The organism is Luteibacter sp. P4_D7_3, from assembly GCF_056401735.1.
In genome coordinates this window covers 1-20329 of the sequence record NZ_JBFUIT010000018.1, presented here as the reverse complement: position 1 = coordinate 20329, position 20329 = coordinate 1, and the positions used below count along the sequence as shown (strand labels likewise).

Annotated in this window: 21 protein-coding genes; 6 read left to right on the top strand and 15 right to left on the bottom strand. The window is 61.6% G+C overall.

The genetic code is table 11. From position 1 onward, the window contains the following. Window positions 1-116: 116 nt before the first annotated feature. The 5 genes from AC1DSN_RS03625 to AC1DSN_RS03605 all read right to left on the bottom strand — a co-directional run bounded on the left by AC1DSN_RS03625 (window position 117) and on the right by AC1DSN_RS03605 (window position 6205). Window positions 117-1478 (bottom strand): TolC family outer membrane protein, encoded by a 1362-nt coding sequence (locus AC1DSN_RS03625; protein WP_063573451.1) that lies wholly within the window; start codon window positions 1476-1478, stop codon window positions 117-119. Window positions 1479-1763: 285 nt separating this feature from the next. After that, window positions 1764-2267, bottom strand: a complete 504-nt coding sequence (locus tag AC1DSN_RS03620; protein ID WP_477329617.1) for a hypothetical protein — start codon at window positions 2265-2267, stop codon at window positions 1764-1766. 226 nt (window positions 2268-2493) lie between these two features. Further along, window positions 2494-3870, bottom strand: a complete 1377-nt coding sequence (locus tag AC1DSN_RS03615; RefSeq protein ID WP_477329615.1) for a Fic family protein — start codon at window positions 3868-3870, stop codon at window positions 2494-2496. A gap of 1159 nt (window positions 3871-5029) precedes the next feature. Continuing rightward, on the bottom strand, window positions 5030-5341 hold the full coding sequence (locus tag AC1DSN_RS03610; RefSeq protein WP_477298170.1) for a hypothetical protein: 312 nt from the start codon (window positions 5339-5341) through the stop codon (window positions 5030-5032). A gap of 90 nt (window positions 5342-5431) precedes the next feature. Further along, window positions 5432-6205, bottom strand: a complete 774-nt coding sequence (locus tag AC1DSN_RS03605; protein ID WP_477298168.1) for an RNA polymerase sigma factor — start codon at window positions 6203-6205, stop codon at window positions 5432-5434. Between AC1DSN_RS03605 and AC1DSN_RS03600 the strand changes: the two genes are divergently transcribed. Further along, window positions 6190-6888: an ATP-dependent Clp protease proteolytic subunit gene (locus AC1DSN_RS03600; RefSeq protein WP_477329613.1), complete on the top strand. Its 699-nt coding sequence runs from the start codon at window positions 6190-6192 to the stop codon at window positions 6886-6888. The genes AC1DSN_RS03605 and AC1DSN_RS03600 overlap by 16 nt on opposite strands. Here the strand turns inward: AC1DSN_RS03600 and AC1DSN_RS03595 are convergent. Further along, entirely contained in the window at window positions 6858-7145 is a 288-nt protein-coding gene (locus AC1DSN_RS03595) for a DUF1330 domain-containing protein (protein WP_477329611.1), read from the bottom strand. The two genes, AC1DSN_RS03600 and AC1DSN_RS03595, sit on opposite strands and share 31 nt — an antisense overlap. Before the next feature lie 69 nt (window positions 7146-7214). Next, the gene (locus AC1DSN_RS03590; protein WP_477295454.1) at window positions 7215-7949 is read right to left on the bottom strand and encodes an SDR family oxidoreductase; all 735 of its coding nucleotides are present in this window, start codon (window positions 7947-7949) and stop codon (window positions 7215-7217) included. A 154-nt stretch (window positions 7950-8103) separates the two neighbouring features. Between AC1DSN_RS03590 and AC1DSN_RS03585 the strand changes: the two genes are divergently transcribed. Then, a complete protein-coding gene (locus AC1DSN_RS03585; protein WP_477295456.1) occupies window positions 8104-8478 on the top strand; it encodes an energy transducer TonB in 375 nt (124 codons plus the stop codon). A gap of 10 nt (window positions 8479-8488) precedes the next feature. On the opposite strand, the gene AC1DSN_RS03580 is transcribed toward AC1DSN_RS03585, so the two are convergent. Genes AC1DSN_RS03580 through AC1DSN_RS03570 form a run of 3 tightly spaced genes read right to left on the bottom strand, consistent with a single transcriptional unit; the run spans window position 8489 to window position 10574 of the window. Next, a complete protein-coding gene (locus AC1DSN_RS03580) occupies window positions 8489-9475 on the bottom strand; it encodes an acyl-CoA desaturase (RefSeq protein ID WP_477295458.1) in 987 nt (328 codons plus the stop codon). Between the two features lie 48 nt (window positions 9476-9523). Next, window positions 9524-10003 (bottom strand): hypothetical protein, encoded by a 480-nt coding sequence (locus tag AC1DSN_RS03575; RefSeq protein ID WP_477295460.1) that lies wholly within the window; start codon window positions 10001-10003, stop codon window positions 9524-9526. Then, window positions 9996-10574, bottom strand: coding sequence for a DUF4166 domain-containing protein (locus AC1DSN_RS03570; RefSeq protein ID WP_477295462.1), 579 nt, complete (start codon window positions 10572-10574; stop codon window positions 9996-9998). The genes AC1DSN_RS03575 and AC1DSN_RS03570 overlap by 8 nt, the downstream gene beginning before the upstream one ends. Before the next feature lie 80 nt (window positions 10575-10654). On the opposite strand from AC1DSN_RS03570, the gene AC1DSN_RS03565 reads away from it, so the two are divergent. Next, the gene (locus tag AC1DSN_RS03565) at window positions 10655-10978 is read left to right on the top strand and encodes a metalloregulator ArsR/SmtB family transcription factor (protein ID WP_477295464.1); all 324 of its coding nucleotides are present in this window, start codon (window positions 10655-10657) and stop codon (window positions 10976-10978) included. 14 nt (window positions 10979-10992) lie between these two features. Beyond that, entirely contained in the window at window positions 10993-11781 is a 789-nt protein-coding gene (gene ubiG / locus AC1DSN_RS03560; protein ID WP_477295466.1) for a bifunctional 2-polyprenyl-6-hydroxyphenol methylase/3-demethylubiquinol 3-O-methyltransferase UbiG, read from the top strand. Between the two features lie 40 nt (window positions 11782-11821). On the opposite strand, the gene AC1DSN_RS03555 is transcribed toward ubiG, so the two are convergent. Beyond that, window positions 11822-12502: a type 1 glutamine amidotransferase domain-containing protein gene (locus AC1DSN_RS03555; protein WP_213949057.1), complete on the bottom strand. Its 681-nt coding sequence runs from the start codon at window positions 12500-12502 to the stop codon at window positions 11822-11824. Between the two features lie 78 nt (window positions 12503-12580). Next, window positions 12581-13189, bottom strand: a complete 609-nt coding sequence (locus AC1DSN_RS03550) for a TetR/AcrR family transcriptional regulator (RefSeq protein WP_477295468.1) — start codon at window positions 13187-13189, stop codon at window positions 12581-12583. A gap of 288 nt (window positions 13190-13477) precedes the next feature. Here AC1DSN_RS03550 and AC1DSN_RS03545 point away from each other — a divergent pair, with 288 nt between their 5' ends. After that, window positions 13478-14371, top strand: coding sequence for an alpha/beta fold hydrolase (locus tag AC1DSN_RS03545; RefSeq protein WP_477295476.1), 894 nt, complete (start codon window positions 13478-13480; stop codon window positions 14369-14371). A gap of 56 nt (window positions 14372-14427) precedes the next feature. Here AC1DSN_RS03545 and AC1DSN_RS03540 read toward each other — a convergent pair whose 3' ends face one another. From AC1DSN_RS03540 to AC1DSN_RS03530, 3 genes are all read right to left on the bottom strand, one after another. Next, window positions 14428-15261, bottom strand: coding sequence for a hypothetical protein (locus tag AC1DSN_RS03540; protein ID WP_477329609.1), 834 nt, complete (start codon window positions 15259-15261; stop codon window positions 14428-14430). 223 nt (window positions 15262-15484) lie between these two features. Beyond that, complete coding sequence (locus tag AC1DSN_RS03535; protein ID WP_477329607.1) at window positions 15485-18544, bottom strand: TonB-dependent receptor; 3060 nt, start codon at window positions 18542-18544, stop codon at window positions 15485-15487. Window positions 18545-19065: 521 nt separating this feature from the next. Beyond that, window positions 19066-19305, bottom strand: coding sequence for a hypothetical protein (locus tag AC1DSN_RS03530; protein ID WP_477329606.1), 240 nt, complete (start codon window positions 19303-19305; stop codon window positions 19066-19068). 317 nt (window positions 19306-19622) lie between these two features. Here AC1DSN_RS03530 and AC1DSN_RS03525 point away from each other — a divergent pair. After that, on the top strand, window positions 19623-20329 hold a 707-nt coding region (locus AC1DSN_RS03525; protein WP_477329604.1), incomplete at its 3' end, for a DUF418 domain-containing protein.

Sequence of the window (20329 nt, the reverse complement as noted above, 5' to 3'; positions counted from 1 at the left end):
AATCCCCCCGCTTTCCTGTAGGAGCCGATTCATCGGCGAAGGGTCTGGCCCTGTTGCAGGGTTGTCGCGAGGCCGTTCGCCGATGAATCGGCTCCTACAGAGAGTGTGTCGGGTATTTACTGGAGGAGTCGGTTGATCTCTTCGATATCCTTCAGTTCCGCCCCGCCCACGCTACGCTTGAGCAGCAACTTGTTGAGAATGAAGTTGTGACGAAGCGAGGTGTACTGCGTGCGGATCTCGGCGAGGATCTGAATGGCCACGACGACGTTGGTCAGGCTCTGCGTACCGATGTCATAGCCGGCACGCATCGATGCCAGGGCCTTCTTCGCCGAGTCGACCGCGTCGCGCGAGTCGCTGACCTGGCCGATGCCGGCGACCACGAGGTTGAAGTAGTTGGTCGTATCGCGCGCGGTCTGGCGGCGGACACTTTCCAGATCGCTCTGGTCCTCGTCACGCTGGTGAATAGCCTGGCGAACCTGCGACTGGGTCAGGCCACCGCTGAACAAGGGAACGGTCAGCACCAGACCAATGGTCGTGCTTCCGGGACCGTAGTTGGAGCGACCGGGAACCGTGTTCGACCACTGGCCATTCTTGTCATAGCCCACCGCCGCGTTCAGCGTGGGCAGGTGGCCGCTGCGTGCCGCGTTGATCGAGTGCTCGTCGGCGCTAACCAGATGGTTGGCGGCGATCACGGACGGATTCTGGCGCATCGCCTGGTCGACCCAGGCAGCGGCGGTATCCGGTGTCGGCGTCTCCATGGGCAGGTCTTCGCGCAGCGTCTTCAGCGTGCCCGGCTCCTTCCCGGTCAGCTGCTGGAGCGCACGGCGTGCGTCGCGCAAGGTATTTTCCGCATCGACACGCTGGGATTTGATGAGCAGGTAGTACGCGCGTGACTGCGTCAGGTCGGCTTCCGGCGCCAGCCCCTGCGCGAAGAGCGTGGTGGCCTGATCGAACGACTGCTTGTATGCGTCCTCGTAGGAGCGGGTGATCTCGACCTGATCCTGCGCGACCAGCACGTTGAAGTACGCCGTCGTCGAGCGGACGTAGAGATCCTGCAGCTCGCCTTCGTACGTGGCTTCCTGTGCTTCCTCGGTCTGCTTCGCCTGCCGCTCGCGGGCGAACTTGGAAAGATCGAGCACGGTCTGGTTGAGCGACAGCGACAGATCGCGCTCGCGACTGTGGCCGTCGCCCGTGCCTGTCACCGGTACGTTCTCGTTGCTGTTGTTATCCGGCCCCGAATAGCTCGGGTGAAACTGCTGCAGGCTCAGTCCGGCCGAGAGTTGGGGCAGCAGCGCGGCACGCGCCTGCGGTACTCCTTCGGCGACGACAAGGCGGCGCGCATCGGCGCTGGCCAGCACGGGGTCGTTGGCGACCGCCTCGCGATAGATGTCCATGAGGTCTTCCGCGTGAGCTACCGCGGGAAGGCCGGTCATCGTGAGCAGGCCGGCAAGAGCCGCCGACAAAAGCCTGGTTTGCATGGTTGGGGTTCCCTTGAGCACCGATTGAGCTTGGCGACCGGCAGTGCAAGTAGCGTGCCGGGGCTCGCGCGGCGCCGGACGGTGTCCCGCAACGGCTCTGGTGCTGACTCTCGTCGCGGGTCGACACGCGATGGAAGGGAAGCGAGGGTGTCCGCGGACGCTAGCCGGCGGACACTGGCGGTCAGTAGCGTGCTGGCTGCGTTGTCCACCTTGGCAGGCTGGTCAGCGATGCGGGTTGTCGACTCCAACCTTGCCGGGAAGCAGGCGAAATATCGTCCAGGGCCTTCAACTGAAGATGGAGGCCAGCGTGCCCATGGCACCAATAGCGACGAAGGACCAGGCGAGCACGAGTTGCCACGCTGACCAGAAGCGGAAGGCACCGCCGCCCGGATAACTTGCCTGCGCCGCCGTTCGACGAGTGAGCAGATACGCATACGTCCCGACAATTGCCGTCGAACCCAGCYAGGCCAGAATAGTCGACCCGRTAAGGGCTCTCTCGACGAGGCACCACGCGAACACGGCCGCGATGATTCCGACGCGCGCGGCGACCCCGTAGTTCCATACCAACTCACGTTGCGACGGCGGGGCGTTAGCTGCGATATAGGTCCGCCGAAGAGCGATATCGTCGAGCGATTCAGCATGCTCGCCGCGCTCTATCAACTCATCGCGCAGCGCTGTCTCGGCCCAGTCCGTTCGACCGTCCGTCGACCAGAGCTCCCTAAGCACTTCCGTGTCGGTTTCGGCAAACCGGCGTCGTGCGTTCTCTAGAAGCGTGCTTTCCGGTGACATCGCTTACTCCCTTTGGCAGCCGGCGATTCCGTCTCTGCCATGCACTCTTGTGTCCACTGCTTCGCGTGCGCCTGGCGAATCGCGAAAGCCCCCTGTTACACCGTGCGGAAGTTTGCAGCCGGCATTGCACATCGTCAAGCTGACGCGGGACACGCATGCTTCTTCTATACCTGGAATGGCTGGTCCGGTTATCCCGCGTTACTTGCTCCCTTTTTCGCTCTACCCGCTATCGGGGACGTCCCGCTGCGATCCACCGAACCGTCGCCTCTTCGGACAGGCGATATCGTGCATTGTTATAAGGCTGCAGCGAGTTCAACCTTTCGCTTAGCATTTTGACGAACTGCGCTTCGTCTTCGGCATTCAAGCCTTGCGCCTTTACCGCGTCGCCGAACGACTGGCCGTCGGCAACGATCCGACCGACGGCAGAGGTCAGTGCATCCCGGAAACGAATCGCCAGGGGATTGGGCGCGCCCGTTGACTGGATCACGGCCTTGTATCGCAAAATCGACCGTTCGTACGTCCACACGAACAAGTCGATCGCGGCACTCACGTCGTTGAACTCGTACACGCCCATCATGGCTAGTGCATAGTCACTGCGATCGACATCCATGAAAGCSAACGGTGCGCAGTTGTACAGCGTCAACGGGATGTTCGCCGAGATGCGGCTCGTCCTCTTGTTGCCGTCGACGAAGGGCTGCAGGTAAGCGATCTGTACCCAAAGGAAGAAGGCGGCCTCCACGGGATTGGGTATGTCGCGCGCCTTGTCGACGATCTTGACGAGTAACTCTTCGACGACTTGGGCGATCTGCAGTGGGACAAAGGTCGTGCCCGCGATGTACACGGGTGTTTCGCGGATGGCTCCCAGCTGGTTGTCGTCCAGCAACTCGCCCATCAGAAGCGTATGGATATTCCGCACCGTGCTGACCACCAAGCCACGAAGCGGAGCTTCGGCGACGAGGTACTCGATGGCACGCTTGTGGTTGAGCAACATCAGCGTGTCTGTGTCGCTGCCCTCTGATCCCTGCTGGAAAAGATGCTTGGTATCCAGCAAGGAATAGGTGTTGCCTTCGAGCTTCGACGATGACCAGGAGAGCTCTACAAGCAGTTGGTCGAGCACCTTCCTCGCATAGGTGCCCGCGGGTTGCTGATCGGGCAGGCGACCACGGGCCAGAAGATCTTCCACGATGACCTTGGGCAACAGAGCGTCGACACCCGGCCTATAGTCATCGAGGAGTTCACGGCGGTACGCAATGGGCTGCCGGGTGTGCAGAGGTGCCTCTAGCTTCTGCAAGAGCGCGACCGACTCCGGGGACCAGGGAATGGCCCTCGTCTGCCAGCGGCTCGCAGACGTTCGCGCGGCTTCGCCGCCCGCTGTTCCCGTAACCGTGCCGTTTACCAGGGAGTAACGTGTCGCGCGGCCCTTACCCAGAACGATGACATCGCCGCTTTGGGTCAACTGAGCCAGGAGGCGCCTTGCCGTGGACGCTGAGATACCAGTCTGTTCGGCCAATTCCGATACGGCTATCGCTGCCAGCCCCGCCCTGGCGAGATGACTCATTACCCCGAGAACCTCGTTCTTAAGGATGTCGTTTAGGGCGGTCACGGGGACAGACTCCTTTGGCAGTCTTTCAAATCTAGTCAAACTGACGCGATTATAAGCAAATCGCGTCAAAATGGCGCGATAGTCAGGCTATTCGCGTCAACTCGACTAGATAATGGCGAATCGCGTCAGTTCGATGCGATTTTTTGGGTTCTTCGCGGATTACCGGGGCCCGGGCGCGCGGGTTTAGGTCGGGGCATTCTTTCGCACCTCGCACCTCGCGCATGGCTCGCCTTCGGCTTCGCGGGTGGCTCGGCTCCGCCATCGCTCTCTACACTTGGGCGTCTCGCGGGGAGACCTTGGTGCCCAAGCGGACCGTTACGGCGGTCGTGCAGATACGTCATTTCCGACGCGGCGAGCGTTTTCCTCGCCGCTGCGCTGACTCGCGGACGATCTCAGCGCGCTGGGGTCGACCGATTGGCGATGCCGACGAGCCAGTAGCCGGAGCGGCGCTGCTCTGTCGGCTCGACCCACACGAACCTCAGGGATGGGAAGAGTCTTCGGTGCCCACCCTCGAGGCGAGTTCCGCACAAGTGGAGCGGCCGTAGGCCAAATAAGTACACGGCCGCGCAGCGGCCTTTCCGGTACGAAACGCGGAGGACGTGTCTGAGCAGCGAGGGTGGGCATCGAAGGCTCTGTGCCGCTACGTCTGAGCACCGAAGGCTCTGCGCCTCACCGTCTTCGGCGTCCCCGGCATTCCGCGAAGAACCATTTTCTTGGTCGCCGGGCTGCTCCGGTCTACCTGTCGCCACTGAACTTTGCCGTGCCGGGCACATCTGATTAGCTGTCGTGGGCCTCGCGCGTCCGAGAGTCCGCAAGGGGAGCAGCGTTCGCCTTGCCAGAGGGAGACCGGCCAGTGAGACACGAGGGGAATACATCTGCTGACCCACTCGGGTCGGCCCGGCGAATCGCGGCGATGGTCGTGGCGATCAGCTGCCATCTCGGGCTATCGATGGTTCTCTTGCGGCCCGCGTGCCCGCGCGCGAACACGGCTCCCCCGATAGACAATCATGACACGGCACTTCAACTTCGATTGATCGCCGTGCCATCAACTACACCTATGCCATCCGCGCCACCGACAGCCAGGGTAGAACCTGCATCGCCACCGGCCCGACGTCCTCAGCGCATCGCTGCGCAGCTGGAGGCACCTTCCTCTTACGTATCATTCCCACCTGTAGCAACGGCTGGACTTGCCGCGACCGCGGCGCCCGATAGCGACGCGAACATTCACACCTCCGTGGGAGATGGCGGCTTTCAGCAGCGCCTGCTCAACGCGCAACACGCCCGAGATGTCAGAGGTGTTCCCGGTTCCGATGCGAATGCCGTACCCGGCATCCAACTTACCAACACGCAAGACCAGGGCGTCGGCGCCGTCATGCGCAGCACGCAGCGGTTGTTTGGCATCACGGATCGCCACTGCATCGATGTCGAAGTGTGGCAGAGCCTCAGCCCGGATGAATTGATCGCGCGGCATCTCACGCCTGCCGATATACGAAGACAGAGCGATAGATACGGTTGTAATCGGCCCTTAGGATTAAATTTCTAAGTCCTGTGGCGAACGGGCTCAAGCCACCTCGGTCATCGCCTCGCCCAACGGTATCCAGGTGACCGGGCCATCGCCGATCTGGATCCGCAAGGCCAGTTGATCGGCGACCTGGACCACCTGCGTTCTCGGTGCCTTTGCCGCAACGACTGGATCGCGGTTCCCACTCGTTGCGAGCGCGGCCATGGCCTGCGGCGCCGCCGTCCGCACCAGCGTGACCAACGCAGCTGTCTCGCACCGTGCGAGTGCCTGCTGGCACAAGGCAAGCAAGGCAGCCTGGTCCTCATCCTCCGGCATCGCCAGGGAGGTGGGCCGAGGCAAGCGCGCCATCAGCCGATGGAACCGCTGACGCGAAGCCACCTCACTGCGCCCGGCCAGGGCGCCCAGTTCGGCATGACTGACATCAAAAACCTCATGCAACAACCACGCGGCGACGTCGTCGGCCGGCAGGTGATGGATGAGGCTGAGCAAGGCTTCGTCGACGCGCTGGGCCTGCGCTGCCAGATGCTCTGGCTGATCGCCGTCGCTCTCGGCCGTCCACTCGCCGGCAAGCTGTCCAAGGATGGCCTGGTAGCGACCCTGGCGGCGCAGTTGATCGATGCACAGGTTACGCAGCACCGTGACGAGCCAGGCTTCCTGGCTGGCTGCCGAAGCAGGCAACGGGCCATCCGTCGTACGCAGATACGCATCGTGCAGCAGATCTTCGGCGGCGCCTGTATCGCCCAGCCAGTGTCTGGCCAAACCCATCAAGCGCCGGCGGAGCGCGGCGTCTGTGGCGAATGGATGGTCATGCACGGGAGATGTCACGTTCGTGGCCGCTCGTTCGTTTATGGGGTGAACCTACCACAATGGAGCGATTCCCCATGTTTGCGAATGAGACGGACAACACCTCCCAGCCGCCGCAGAACAGCGCGTTCCTGGAAGAGAAAACCTTCCGCGCCCGGACCGTAATGGTCTTCGGCACAGTCACCGACACGATGGCCTCGGAGACCGTACGCCGCCTGCTTGCGCTCGATGCCGAATCGAACGCGCCCATCGACATGATCGTCTCATCGCCTGGCGGCCATCTCGAGTCGGGCGACGTGATCCACGACGCGGTGCGTTTCATCTCCTCGCCGGTCAACATGATCGGTACCGGCTGGGTGGGAAGCGCCGCCAACCATCTCTATCTGGGCGCGCCGCGCGAACGCCGCTTCTGCCTGCCGCAGACGCGCTTCCTGATCCATCAACCCAGCGGCGGCGCGGGTGGGCCGGCCAGTGACATCGCCATCCAGGCAAAGGAGATCCTGAAGGCGCGCGAGCGCATCGCCATGGTCATCGCACGCGAGAGCGGGCAACCCATCGAGCGGGTGCGTGAGGATATCGAGCGCGACAAGTGGATGTCCGCCGAGGAGGCCGTCGAGTACGGCCTGGTGTCACGCATCATCGTGCGGCGGGATGAACTGTCTCAGACGCCTTCGATCATGAAGACCCGATAGTCGGAACCCTTCAGCCGGTGCTCCTTCGCTTCGCTGTACAACGGGCTGTTGTACCAGGCGAGGGCTTCGTCCTTGCTGGGAAAGCTGAGGATCACCGAACCTTCGATGGGACTACCTTCCAACGTCTGGATGTCCCCGTAGAAGGCCAGGGGCGTCAGGGGATGACCTTCACCCGCATGGCGGGCTTTCTCGGCGTAGATCGCCATTTCCTTCGGGTCGGTAGTGCGTTCACGGGTGAAGACGACGTAGGTTGTCATGACTCGATTCCTGAAAAACCGTGGGACGGAGAGCTGGCCGTGCACGTCGCACGGCCAGCCGAAATAGCCTTACCAGGGAAGCGTCTTGCCGAGATAGGTGAAACTTCCCGTGGGGCCTTCCGCACCGATCAGTGCCATGCCGACGCTGCTCTTCGCGCCGGTCGGCACGTCGATTTCGCCGTGACCGCCGTTCATGTCGGTCTGCACGTAGCCCGGATGAATGGCGTTGACCTTGATCGGCGTGTCGCGCAGTTCATAGGCCAGATGCACGGTCCACGAGTTGATCGCGCTTTTGGAAGCGTCGTAAGCCGGCAGCTTGAAGTTGTAGATCGGCGAATTCGGATCGACATGCAGGGTGATCGAGCCCAACTGGCTCGACACGTTGACGATGCGCGCCGCCGGTGCCGCCTTCAGCAGGGGAAGGAAGGCCTGCGTCACTTCGACCACGGCGAACAGGTTGGTGTCGAAGGTTTCGCGCCAGGCGGCCAGCGTCTGTTCCGACGGCGCCTTGCCCATGTCGTCGACGAGGATGCCGGCGTTGTTCACCAGGATATCGAGTTTGCCAAAACGCGAGGTCACGTCGGCGACTGCCTTCGTGATGCTGTCGCCGCTGGTGACGTCGAGCACGACCGACTCGACGGGCAGACCCTCGGCCTTGAGCTTGTCCGCCGCTGCCTTGGCGCGACCGGCGTCACGGCCCGCGAGAAGCGTGGTCACACCGGCCTCGGCCAGCTGACGAACCGTTTCCAGACCGATGCCGCGTGTGGCGCCCGTAACGAGGGCAACTTTCTGTGTAGCGTTCATGGCGTGTCCCTATCGAGAAATGGCGATACAGCCCGGAATGGCCGGGCGCTGGGTATCGACATAGGGATGCCTTAGCTGGAGATAAAGGGGGTGGTCGACTGGCAGCGCAACGCGATGGACGTTACGCTCGGCCAGAATCGGAGTCAAAGTCGCGATGAGTCAGACCTTGCTCGCCCTGCTTCTGCTCGCCAGCCCGGACACGGCGGTGGTGGATTGCGGTGTTGCTGCGCATAAGGCAGAGATCGCACAGACCATGCTGAGTGTGAGGCGACCGGTGCCTGTCGAAGCCACGGTGGGCGAATTCCCCACGGCGGAAGGAACGCATGAATGCGTTCGGGTGACGTTTTCGCTGACCCCTTGGGGAACGATGTATCGGCTTCGTTTTGTCGAGACATCGGGCAACGCCGCCTTCGAACTGGCGGCGAGGCGTGCGATCGACAGGTACAAATTCGAAGGGTCCGTTCCTGGCATCTTCGAGACGAAGACCCTCGTCCTGCATGGCATCGACAACAAGAAGCCCGCGGATTGATAACCGGATATCAGCGCATGCCTTCGCTAGATGCACGCAGCGCAACCTGTCCGGGCGCGGCGACTGACTCGGCACCGGGGCGAACCGGTGTAATGCCGGCGCGCGGCGGGAGGTTCGAGGGAAGTTGGACGTTCCACGCCAGTCCGAAGTATTCCAGCACCTGGATGAAGCGGTAACCCAGATCGATCTGGCCCGGGTACAGCCCATGACGTGCCGAGCCGGGAAACGCATGATGGTTGTTGTGCCAGCTCTCGCCCATCGTCGGGATAGCGGCAAGGGGAACGTCGTGCGCCTGGATGCCGGCATGATCGACTGTCCAGCTCTGCGGTCCACGCGTGTGGGCAAAGTAAGAGATGAACCAGTGCATGGTGGTGCATGCCGCGACCCGGACGAAGACGCCCCAAACCACCCACGGCCAGCCGCCGAAGTAATACAACACCAGCGCTAGCGGGATCTGGTGGAACTTCCATGTCCGCTCGAGAAACCGGAGGAAGGGATCGTCGGCGATGCCCGGACCGGGATCGAATCCCGGCGGATTGTCCAGAACGAGGCGGCAGTGAAGATTCCACCAGCCGTCCTTGAGCAGGCCATGCCGATGGGCCAGGAAGTCATGGCACGCCGGCTGGCGCTGCGCCCAGTCGCGCATGTCATGGGTGCGAATGGTCCAGAGCGGGCCGCCCATGCCCACAAGCGCTCCCATCCACGCCAGCAGACGCTCCAGCCATTTCGGGCAGGCGAAGCTTCGGTGCACGAGACGGCGATGAAAACCTACCGAATGGCCGCTGCATAGGGTGACCGCCGAGAGGATCAGGAAAACCCCCAGTGCACTCCAGCTGACGTAGAAAGGCGCGAGCACGACCGCGGCAGTGAGCATGCTTCCGTTCCACAGCGAGCGGATCGGGTCCCAACGCACGTGGCCGTGTATGGGATTGACGCCGGGACCGAGGATAAGCGAGTTGACCTTGTAGGGATCGCGTTGGGCAATGTCTTCGATCATGGGGGCGTCCGTTCTGAGGTGGCAGGAAGGTCTTTCTGAAAGCAGCGTCTAAGTCGCGAGGAGGCTCACTACGGTGACCAACAGAACCATCGGCGCCAACATCAGCGAGAACGACAAGCAGACGAGGCGCAGGTACGCCAGAACGTGGCCCAACGTCGGTCGTGCGGAGGCTGTCGGTGCGAATCGGGTGCGTAGTTCGTCTATCGGAAGCGTGAGCACATGGCTCGACGGCGGCAGTCCGTAGAGCGACGTGCCGTGACGACCACGCAGGAAAGCGGCGAAGGTACGTCCAGGCAGAAAGATGGCTCCCAGGCCCACCAGCGGCAGACAGAACGCCGTCGCGCCAGCATGGGGAAAGCGTCCTGCGGCAAACTCCCAGGCGGCCATCTGCATTTCACCCGCAGGAGTGAGGGGGAAGCCCGTGAGTGCGTGATGTAAGTCGTGCCGGGCAAGCGCGGTGCGGCGCCAGGCGAAGTTGGGCAAACGTACGTGCAACAGGCCGTCGCCGAGATACCAGGTCTCATCCATGATGGCTCGGTTCCAGGACGCCGCTGTAGCGAATCACTTCACCGAGAACCGGCACCGCGAAGGCGACGTGGAATCGGTAGTGGCCACCTTCGATGCGCTTATAGGCCGTCGAACGAGGGATCATCCACAACGGGATACGCATGCCGCGCAGGCTTGCGCGCATCACGCGCCAGTACCACCCGCCGTCGATCACGTCGACGGCCAACGCGAGCTCGAGCGTACCGGTCTTCTCAACCCAGTAACCCTCCGGCCAGTGACCGACGGGAACGAAGGTCGAGCGAAGATCATGGGTGTCGTCGAAGCACCGATTCCACGACAGCTTCTTCGCGTCATGGCGGATCGTAACGGTCAGGCGATGCTTGCCTGCGGTATCTGGCATACCGAGCTTGCGCGCCATATGGCGTCCGAACGCACTGGCCACGGCACTCTCGCCGAAGCGCAGATCCACGGTGCCATGCAACTGACTGTCCTGGCCATGTAGCGTCTGAAGCAAGGGATGGAGCTCGCCGAATCCGGCGCCAAACCAGTCCGCGACCGCATGGGTGCCCTCTGTTCCGACCGCTGTGCTCATGACCGCCCCCTTTTTGGCGATGGAAAGACTCCGTCCTATGCGCTAACATACACACTAGTTAACTAAATAGCTAATTAGTTATGAAGATTGATGCGACCTTCGAGGCCCTGGGCTCCACCACGCGACGGAAGATCCTCGCCTATCTGTCCGAGGCCACGCTGACGGCCGGTGAGATTGCCGACCGCTTCGACATGAGCAAGCCGGCGTTATCCAAGCACCTGAAGATTCTCGAGAACGCGGGCATGGTCCGCAGCGAGAAGAAAGGCCAGTTCGTTCATTACAGTCTGGCCGACGAGAACATGCTGGCAACCCTGCACAGCTTCCTGACCACCTTCTGTCCCGTGGGTGGACCCCTGAAGCGAGAGAGCGCGGCGATTGCCAGGAACAAGCGCAAGACCGACTGACACAAGGAAGGCTCATGCAGGAAATAGACAACGCGATCTATGACCGGGTCGCCACCACGTGGTGGGACCAGGACGGCTTCATGTCGTTATTGCGCACATCGGTCAATCCGCCGCGGTATGCGTACTTTCGCGAGGCGCTGGTCTCGCGTCTTGGCCGGGACCCTAAAGGACTCCGTGTCCTTGACGTGGGTTGTGGCGGTGGCCTGCTGTCGGAAGAATTCGCCGCCATGGGTTGCGACGTCACCGGCATCGATCAATCCCTGCCGACACTGGCCGCCGCTCGCCAGCATGCCGACGCGTCGGGTTTACCCATCCGCTATCTCGAAGGCAGTGCCGAACAGCTGGCGTTTGAGGCGGGAACGTTCGACATCGTCTGCTGCTGCGATGTGCTCGAGCACGTGGACAACCCCGATGCCGTCATTGGCGAGATATCGCGCGTGCTGAAGCCCGGCGGGGTTTTCTTCTTCGACACGATCAATCGCACGTTCAAGAGCAAGCTCGTCGCGATCAAGCTCGCGCAGGACTGGCGTCTGACCCGGCTCATTCCGCGGGATGTGCACGTGTGGGAGAAATTCATACGACCGAGTGAGCTCGTTGAGCTCCTCGATCGCCATGGCATGCCGGGGTCTGAGCTCGCCGGACTCTCGCCGGCGATGAATCCATTCACCGCCCTCGGTGCGCTGATCCGGAACAAGCTGGGAACGATGACGTTTGCGGAGCTGGGTGAGCGGGTCAAGCTCAAGCAGAGCAAGGACCTCTCCATTTCCTATATGGGCTTTGCCGTGCGCTCTGCCGCGGCGTAAACATCGGCGGGCCTTCACCCACGGTTGGCCCGCCATGCACTCATACCGAGAGCTGTTTCATCAGCACCGCTGCGGCTTCCGATGACGAGGCCGGGTTCTGGCCGGTGATCAGCAGGCCGTCGGTGACGACATACGAGCCCCAGTCCGGCCCCTTCGAGTAAATGCCGCCCTTGGCCTTGAGTTCGTCCTCGACAAGGAAAGGCACGATCTCGGTGAGGCCCACGCCGGCTTCCTCCGTGTTGGTGAAGCCGGTGACCTGCTTGCCTTCGACCAGCGGCCTGCCGCTCGATGCCTTCACGTGGCGAAGCACGCCCGGCGCGTGACAGACCAGCGCGACCGGCTTGCCGGCTTCGATGAACGACTCGATCAGCGCGATGGAATGCTTGTCTTCGGCGAGATCCCACAGCGGGCCGTGGCCACCCGGATAGAACACGGTGTCGAAGTCGGCCTGCGACACGCTGTCCAGCCGCACGGTGTTGGCGAGCTGGGCATTCGCCGCCGCGTCCGCTTCGAAACGACGGGTGACGTCGGTCTGAAAAGACGGCTCGTTGCTCTTCGGATCCAGCGGCGGTTGGCCGCCCTTGGGCGAGGCCAGAACGATCTCGGCGCCAGCGTCTTTGAACGTGTAATAGGGCGCGGCCAGCTCTTCGAGCCAGAAGCCCGTCTTACGACCGGTGTTGCCGAGTTCGTCGTGCGAGGTCAGAACGATGAGGACTTTCATGGTGGTTCTCCTGGTGGTGATTGTTGAAGTAGACCAGTCGTCTACAGCACAGGTAAAAAAATAAGCACCGCTCGCCTGTCAGGGCGAAAGGTTGAGGATCTGGCGCGTGGTCTTCATCGCCGTGTGGAAAGGCTCGGTGTTGCGGACGATCTTCACCATGACGCTCGCGCCTAGCCACAACTGGTACAAGCTTTGCGCGACATCTGCCGGCGCTTCGTCGACCGCTAACGAGCCGTCGTCCAACCCGGCTTCGATCGCACCTGCAAGCTGCCCGATGATTCCCGAGGTGCCGCGCTTAAGCGACGCGCGCATGGCTTCGGACAGGTCCGCGACCTCCGCGCCCAGCTTCACGGCAAGGCATTTGCCCTGGCAGTCCTGGAAGGATTGGTTGTCCTGCCAGGCCTGGAAGTAGTTCTCGAGTCGACGCGACATCGGGCCGCCTGCCTGACGCAGCGTCCGGTCCATGTCGGCCAGGTAATCCTCGAAGTAGTCCTCCAGCAGCGCTTCGCCGAAGGCTTCTTTCGAACCGAAGTAGTGATAGAACGAGCCCTTCGGCACGCCGGCGGCGGTGAGAATCTCGTTGAGACCGACGGCAGAAAAGCCCTTGCCGCCCATGATCCGCTGGCCAGTGGCCAGGATCTTGTCGCGGACATCGGACGATTCGGTGGGGGCGATAACGGGGCTCATGGGGTGAACTATAGACGCAATTAGACCGGTCGTCTACTGCAATCTTTCCCAGTCGCTGACGATGACGGAATGACCCTGGAACGGTCATTCACCAAGACAGCAATCTTCTGCAATTCTGGCCCTTAATGTCGCTTCATAGTGCCTTTGTCATCCAACCTCCAGGGGAATTCCATGAGTGAGACCGAAGTTAACGCGCCACATGACGCCCCACGCCGCAAGTTCGTCACCTCGGCGGGCCTGACGGCCGGCGCCCTCGTCGCTGGCGGCGCATCTGTCGTCCAAGGCGCCATGGCCGCGCCTGCTCCAGCCCCTTCGAAGTCCGCTGCCGGAGCGCACCGGGCCGAGTCGTCGACCGTTGTCACCAAGGACGGCGTCGAGATCTTCTTTAAAGACTGGGGCCCGAAGGACGCACAGCCCATCGTGTTCCACCACGGCTGGCCCTTGTCGGCGGACGACTGGGACGCGCAGATGCTCTTTTTCGTCGGGCACGGCTATCGCGTCATCGCGCACGATCGGCGCGGACACGGCCGTTCGCAGCAGGTGAGCGATGGGCACGACATGGATCACTACGCAGCCGATGCGTGGGCCGTCGTCGAGCACCTGAACCTGAAGAACGCCGTGCACATCGGTCACTCCACCGGTGGTGGCGAAGTCGCCCGCTACGTGGCGAACTACGGCCAACCGAACGGTCGCGTGGCCAAGGCCGTCCTGGTAAGCGCGGTGCCTCCGCTGATGCTGAAGACCGCGGCGAATCCGGGCGGCACACCGCTCGACGTGTTCGATGGATTCCGCAAGGCCCTGGCTGAAAATCGCGCGCAGTTTTACTTCGACGTTGCCTCAGGCCCCTTCTACGGCTTCAATCGGGCGGGTGCCAAGGTGTCCCAGGGCATTGTCCAGAACTGGTGGCGTCAGGGCATGATCGGTGCTGCGAAGGCGCACTACGACGGCATCAAGGCTTTTTCCGAAACCGACCAGACGGAAGATCTCAAGAAGTTCACCGTCCCGACCTTCGTCATGCATGGCGATGACGACCAGGTAGTCCCTTACAAGGATGCCGGTGTGCTCTCAGCAAAGCTCATCAAGGGCGCGAAGCTGAAGATTTATCCGGGTTACCCGCACGGCATGCTGACCGTGCACGCCGATGAACTTAACAACGACATTCTCGAGTTCATCAAGAGCTGACTTGCGGTTCAATTTCCGGTCGGGGCGCAACGCCCGACCGGACGTCGGATGCCGTATCAGCCGCCCGGCCGGCAAACAAACTGGTGCTTGATCGCATCGTAAGCATCCAGATGGCTGTCGAAGATCCGCTCGCCCGCGACATAGCTCAGGCTACAGGCGAGCTTGCCGGTGCCGTTTGTCCGGATGCTTCGCTGGCGAACGAGGCCGTGGTCCGTATGCATAACGATGTCGTATTCCAGGGCCCGGTAGCCGTCCCAGGTGACTTCGACCGGCGGCGAGACGTCGAGCGTCATGTTCTTCAGGCTGGCAAACGCACGCTCACTCTTGACGACCACGTTTATCCCGGCTTCCAGCGTCACGGAGGATGAGTTTCCCTCCTTGATGGCGATCAGGTTCGCGGCGGATTGCTTGTTGACGGTCAAAACGGCCCTGCTCGTTACCATGTTCCCGGCTACCGCCCGTGACACAGGAAGCGCCGTCCAGCCTGCGGGCCACGTGAGGCTGGGTGCAGGCATGGGATCGTGGCTTGCTTCCCAGGCCAGCGTCATGACACTGGGAAGGGTCACGACCACGGTCAACGTGACGATGCCGGCGATGCGATAGCGTGAGCCGACGAGAACGCTGATGAACGTCACGATGGCGGGTATGAGCAGGACCACGCCGGCGGCCGCGGCAACTACGAGCGGCATGCGGGACGGCGTCGGTAGCAATGTGGCGAACCGCCACCATGCAAGGAGCATCAGCGCCACGGCCGCCGCGATATAGGCGAGCCACGGCATGTCTTTCCCGCCGCTGACCGTTGTCGGCGCGGTTGTCGGCGCGCCCAGCGGTGACGTTGGCGGAAGGTAAGGCGACGCCGGTGGCAGATCCGGTTGCGGCTCGTTCGTCATGTTTTCTTCCGGCATCACGGGCAGTCCAGCTGAAAGCCGTGCCGGGGCGGCTACGGGTCATCAGGGAAACAAAAAAAAGCCCTCGAAACCGAGGGCGATCTGGGTAGAGCTCTATTCGTCGCCTTTGGGGCGGTAAATCCGCCCCGGACTCTTGTTGTAGATAGGCGTGGGCCCGTTTCCATTCAAGCCGTAGCTTGTCGTGAAACGAGCCGTGTGCGACGGATCAATAGTCGTACGTTACGCCGAAGCGGAAGTAGCGAGGCGTCTCGAACGCGATAGGCACGTTGTAGGTCGGCTCCGGCGCGTCAGTCGTACCGAGGTACGGATCCGACTGGGTCTTCTTCTGCTCATTGAACAGATTGAAGACATCGATCGAGAGGCCGAGCTTGCCGTCGGCAAATGCCGGGCGATAGGCGAGCGAAGCCGAGACGACGTGCGTGATCGGATTGCGGCCCACGGCACCCGGCGGCGATGGCTCACCACCACACCAGTGGTAGGACTCAACGCCATAGCCAGCGTCGATCTGGTCGGGGCCGAAGCCGCCGTAGCAATTACGCGGTGCACCGGAAACGATGGCGATGTTGCCCGAGACCTGCCATTCCGGCGTGATCTCGTAGGCACCGTAAGCCTTCAGTGCGTGCGTATGATCGTTCGCGAGCTTGCCGTTCGAATACACCATCAGCGGGGCGTTATCCCACGCCTGCGTGACCGACGGGTCGCTACGCGTACCGGCGTCGGAATCGGTCTGGCCTTCGCTGTTGCCGTAAAGCTTCGAGTATACGTAGCTGACGTTACCCCACCACTTGCCGTCGCCCTTCTCGCGCTGCAGATGCAGCTCGAGCGCGTAGTAGTGGCGCTTGAGCTGCGGGAAACCGAGCTCGTCGTTGGTGGCGCGGACACTGTCGTAACCACCGGCCGCGTTTGGCGCCAGGAACGTGTTGGCACGACCCGGGTTGAACAGATAGCAACTGACGCCGGCCTGGCTCAGGTCAACGGCGGAACCGCTGGCGGTGAACAGCTGCTGCAACTGTCCCGCCGGGTTGTCGCCCGTATCGCAATAGTCATCGATCGCATTGCCGAGCTTGCGATAGGTCGCCTTGGCGCCGTAGACCCAGTTCTCGCCCCATGTCTTATCGAAGCCCGCGATGTACTCGTCCTGGTACTCCGACTTCAGGCCCTTCGCGCTGACCACGGTCGGATCCTTCGGCTGGCCGTATTCGTTGTTGGGCGAGTACGGCTGACCCGGGCCGTTGACCGTATTGAGCGGCGTCAGACCGAGCGGATAGCCGTTGGACGGATCGATACCCGTGTACGAAAAGTACGTGTTGGTCTGCGTGGAAGACGACGCACCGCGAAGCGCGGGAGCCAGCGGCAGTGCGAGGAAGTAACGCCCCGCGTTGCCGTAGACCTTGAACGTGCTGTCGCCGTAGACATCCCAGGTGCCACCCAGGCGCGGCGCCCACTGCGGCTTGGTCTGGGTGATGTAGGCCACGCCATTGCCGTTGTAGTTGGTGAACTGGTCGTTACGGATACCGAGTGACAGCTTGACGGTATCCGATACCTGCCACTGGTCCTGTACGTACTGCGCGCGCTGACGCACGCGCACCGAGGCGGCGGTCAACTGACGGTACTGGGAAACGTAGTACGGCGTACCGACCGGCGCGTCGACGGCACCGCCTGCGATGGAGCCACCGTTAGCGACCGTGTCGTAGCTCCACTCATAGCCGGCGTTGTTATAGACCTTGTCGCCGTCGTTCAGATCCCGGCTGTTCTGATTGTCGATACCGACCGAAAGGGTGTGATCGCCGAGCACGTAAGAGAGGTCGACGCGGTAGTTCGACACCTTGCTTTCATGGGCCGGGTCGCTGATGGTGGTCAGGTTCTGCGCGTTGGTGATGCCTTGCGGGAAGCCTGGCGTCAGAGCCGGATCCTGATTTCTGGCACCAAGAATGGGAATCAGGTTCGGATCGGTGGTACCGGTCTGCGTGAACAGCTTCGTGTCCTGCTTACCGTACTGGGCGGTCAAGGTCAGGCTGTCCGTTATGTAGCTCGTGTACTTCGCGATCCACATCGTCTGCTTGGTGCTGGTCGCGGTATCCGGCGCGATGAAATCGCCATCCTGGCGCGTGTCGTTATCGAACGTGTACACCTGGCCGGTGTAGTCGTGCTTTTCGCTGGCAGCGGTCAATTCAAGCAGATTGCTATCGTTGATATTCCAGTCGAACTTGGCGTAGATCTTCGGATCTTTGTAGGTCTGCACGTAGTTCTTGTTCGACGAGGCGATCTGGACGTTATCGCCCTTGGTCTTCTCACCTTCCACCGCGATGAAGGCAAACAACGTGTCCTTGATCAGCGGGCCACCTGCGTAGGCCGAGTAGATGGCGTCCCAGCTCTTGTTGAGGTTGCGATAGCGGTAGGTCTGTCCATCGAGAGACGAGCTACCCGGGTATTTGGCGTTGATCGGAGAGGCGTAGGAGAAATCCGGAGTCCAGAGGATCTGACCGCCGAAATGGAATTCGTTGGTGCCGCGACGGCCGACGATACTGATCACGCCACCGTCCGAGCGACCGTACTGTGCACCGTAACCGCCGGTCAGGATTTCCTGCTGGTCGATGGCACCGTATGGCAGGGTCATGCCACCGTAACCCGCGATCGGATCGGTGGTGTTCATGCCGTTGATGTAATACGCGTTCTCGGTCACCGAAGAGCCGCCGAACGAGACCAGGGCTTTGCCGGTCGGGCTCTGGAAGCCGGTGCCGRTTGCACCCTGCGACACGCCCGGTGCCAACAGGGCAATCGCTTCAGCCGAACGTGCCAGCGGCAACTGCTTGAGCTGGGACTGGGTGATCACGGTGCGCGAGTCGAACGTGGAAACGTCGATCGGCGGCAACGCGTTGCCGACAACGGTCACACCCTCAAGGTTAGCGGCATTCTGTGCGCTGGCAGCGGCGGCAGCAAATGACACATCGGTACCGGCGTTAACGCGCAGCTCGACATTGTCACGCGAATCGACGGTGGTCCCGCCCTTGACCAGGCTGACTTTGTAAGTGCCCAGCGGCAGGTTTGCGAAGCTGTAACGACCGGCTGCGTTGACCGTGGTGGTACGAGTCACACCCGAGCCGCTGGTGATCTGAACGGTGTCGCCGGCTTCGGCTGAACCGAACAGGCTACCCGTGGTGGCCTGGGCGAAAACGCTGCCGGTGAGACCCATGCCCACCGCGAGCGCGAGGGCCAAAGACGAACGACGCAGGACCGATGCCTGCCCGATAGTGCCAACAATCATTCCGTGTCTCCCCTGATCGACCCTCGAAGGGCCAAAGAAAGCAATAAAGTCCGGCCAATGGCCAGGACTAAGTGATTTCACATTTACCCCGGCCAGAAGGCCAACAGCGACAGACTCCTCCAAAGCCGATCGCTGGCCCCGCCGTGTACTCGTCAACTCTCAACAAGTACCGACCCGAACCTGCCTAACTAACGAAACGTTCAGTTCGGTGTGGCCGGAGTTCGAACATATGCCCGACGTTAGCTAAGTGTCAACACGTTGTTGCGTTTTTGAAATGACATCGTCTTCACAATTCATCGCAAGCAATTTCGCAATGAGCCGCAAGCACTTACGAACACGCCGCACGATGCGATCATTCCTAACTGAAAGGTGTTCTTGCCTTCACCATTCTCCGCGATCGGTAGCATTTGCAAGGACTGAGAAAGACCAGATCGCGTTTTCACAGCGCCAAGCCGGACCGACACAGCGTTAGCGAGGTCTGCCGAATATGGGCATCTGCGAAGCAATGTATTTCAGCCCAACTATGCCACCTGCACCCGCTTCCGAATGATGTCCGCAAGCACGCCCTGCCCACGCATGCGCGTCGCAAAGTTCGAGTCGTAATCCTTCCCGCCATTCATCTGCTGAATCAGGCTGATGATGTGCGAGGCGCGACCTGGGTATTGCACTTCAAGCCACTCAAGAGACAGCTGCTTGAGCGCGGGAATAACCGGCGCAACCAGAACACCCACTGGCCCGCCCGCCTTGGTCAACGTCTCCACGGCCTTCATGCGCCGATGTGGTGCGCTCGCGCGCGACTCGAGCGAGCTTGATGCTCGAAAGTTGCACCCTCCCCGCCCGGCCATCAGATATTACGATCTAAATCGTAGATTCATTTTTTTTAGCAGACGCAGCAACCCCATCCGCGCTCAAGCGCACTCATGCGCTCAGAGTCGTGGCCTTCGAATACGAGCACCCGCATCCGCGCCGATGGCGTGATACCCGAACCTACTTAACTTAAACGATTGCTGACCCTGTCGGACGAGGCCGCCTCGTTATTTCCGGCCCAACCGATTCTTTCATACAGAGCTCGATACGAATGATGAAGTCCACTGCAGACGTTCCGGATGGTTGGGTTATGCCTGTTGCATCCACGATGAACGAGCACGAAATTTCCTCGACGACGACGGTGGCCCCAGCCACCCGCGCCGAACGCATATCCAGCATCGATGTGCTTCGTGGATTCGCATTGCTGGGCATCTTGGTTATGAACATCGACAGCTTCGGCGACGTGCAGGCGGCACACGACATTCCCTTCGGCACGTCACTGGGTGCCTTTGCGGGCTCGTACGCGCACTGGAACCTGGCGTTGTTCTACATAAAGTGGCTGTTCTTCGAGGGAAAGATGCGCGCCATGTTCTCGATGTTGTTCGGTGCCGGCGTTGTCTTGCTAACCAGTCGAGCCGAGAAGCGCGGTGCAGGTGGCATGGCAGCGGATATCTACACGCGAAGGAACATCGTGCTCGTGCTGTTCGGGCTGATCCACGGTTGCTTCATCTGGGAGGGGGATATCCTTTTCGACTACGGATTGGTTGCCTTGCTTCTTCTGTATCCATTGCGGAAAGCGCGGCCAAGGGTATTGCTCGCGTTGGTAGCCATATCGTCCTTGTTGAGTACCTTTTCGTACGAGTCCTACTTCCATATCGCGCAGAATATGCTCTTGTCCCGTCAAGCTGCAGCCGTCGCGACGAAGGAACAGCGGCATCAGCCGGTCAGTGCTGCGGAGCGCTCCGTGCAGAAGAGAAG

What these genes read in the sequence shown, in the direction of transcription:
- AC1DSN_RS03625 (WP_063573451.1), bottom strand. Translation starts at nt 1,478, where the DNA reads ATGCAAACCAGGCTTTTGTCGGCGGCTCTTGCCGGCCTGCTCACGATG.
- AC1DSN_RS03610 (WP_477298170.1), bottom strand. Translation starts at nt 5,341, where the DNA reads ATGCCGCGCGATCAATTCATCCGGGCTGAGGCTCTGCCACACTTCGAC.
- AC1DSN_RS03600 (WP_477329613.1), top strand. Translation starts at nt 6,190, where the DNA reads ATGGATGGTCATGCACGGGAGATGTCACGTTCGTGGCCGCTCGTTCGT.
- AC1DSN_RS03595 (WP_477329611.1), bottom strand. Translation starts at nt 7,145, where the DNA reads ATGACAACCTACGTCGTCTTCACCCGTGAACGCACTACCGACCCGAAG.
- AC1DSN_RS03590 (WP_477295454.1), bottom strand. Translation starts at nt 7,949, where the DNA reads ATGAACGCTACACAGAAAGTTGCCCTCGTTACGGGCGCCACACGCGGC.
- AC1DSN_RS03585 (WP_477295456.1), top strand. Translation starts at nt 8,104, where the DNA reads ATGAGTCAGACCTTGCTCGCCCTGCTTCTGCTCGCCAGCCCGGACACG.
- AC1DSN_RS03580 (WP_477295458.1), bottom strand. Translation starts at nt 9,475, where the DNA reads ATGATCGAAGACATTGCCCAACGCGATCCCTACAAGGTCAACTCGCTT.
- AC1DSN_RS03575 (WP_477295460.1), bottom strand. Translation starts at nt 10,003, where the DNA reads ATGGATGAGACCTGGTATCTCGGCGACGGCCTGTTGCACGTACGTTTG.
- AC1DSN_RS03570 (WP_477295462.1), bottom strand. Translation starts at nt 10,574, where the DNA reads ATGAGCACAGCGGTCGGAACAGAGGGCACCCATGCGGTCGCGGACTGG.
- AC1DSN_RS03565 (WP_477295464.1), top strand. Translation starts at nt 10,655, where the DNA reads ATGAAGATTGATGCGACCTTCGAGGCCCTGGGCTCCACCACGCGACGG.
- ubiG (WP_477295466.1), top strand. Translation starts at nt 10,993, where the DNA reads ATGCAGGAAATAGACAACGCGATCTATGACCGGGTCGCCACCACGTGG.
- AC1DSN_RS03555 (WP_213949057.1), bottom strand. Translation starts at nt 12,502, where the DNA reads ATGAAAGTCCTCATCGTTCTGACCTCGCACGACGAACTCGGCAACACC.
- AC1DSN_RS03550 (WP_477295468.1), bottom strand. Translation starts at nt 13,189, where the DNA reads ATGAGCCCCGTTATCGCCCCCACCGAATCGTCCGATGTCCGCGACAAG.
- AC1DSN_RS03545 (WP_477295476.1), top strand. Translation starts at nt 13,478, where the DNA reads ATGGCCGCGCCTGCTCCAGCCCCTTCGAAGTCCGCTGCCGGAGCGCAC.
- AC1DSN_RS03540 (WP_477329609.1), bottom strand. Translation starts at nt 15,261, where the DNA reads ATGACGAACGAGCCGCAACCGGATCTGCCACCGGCGTCGCCTTACCTT.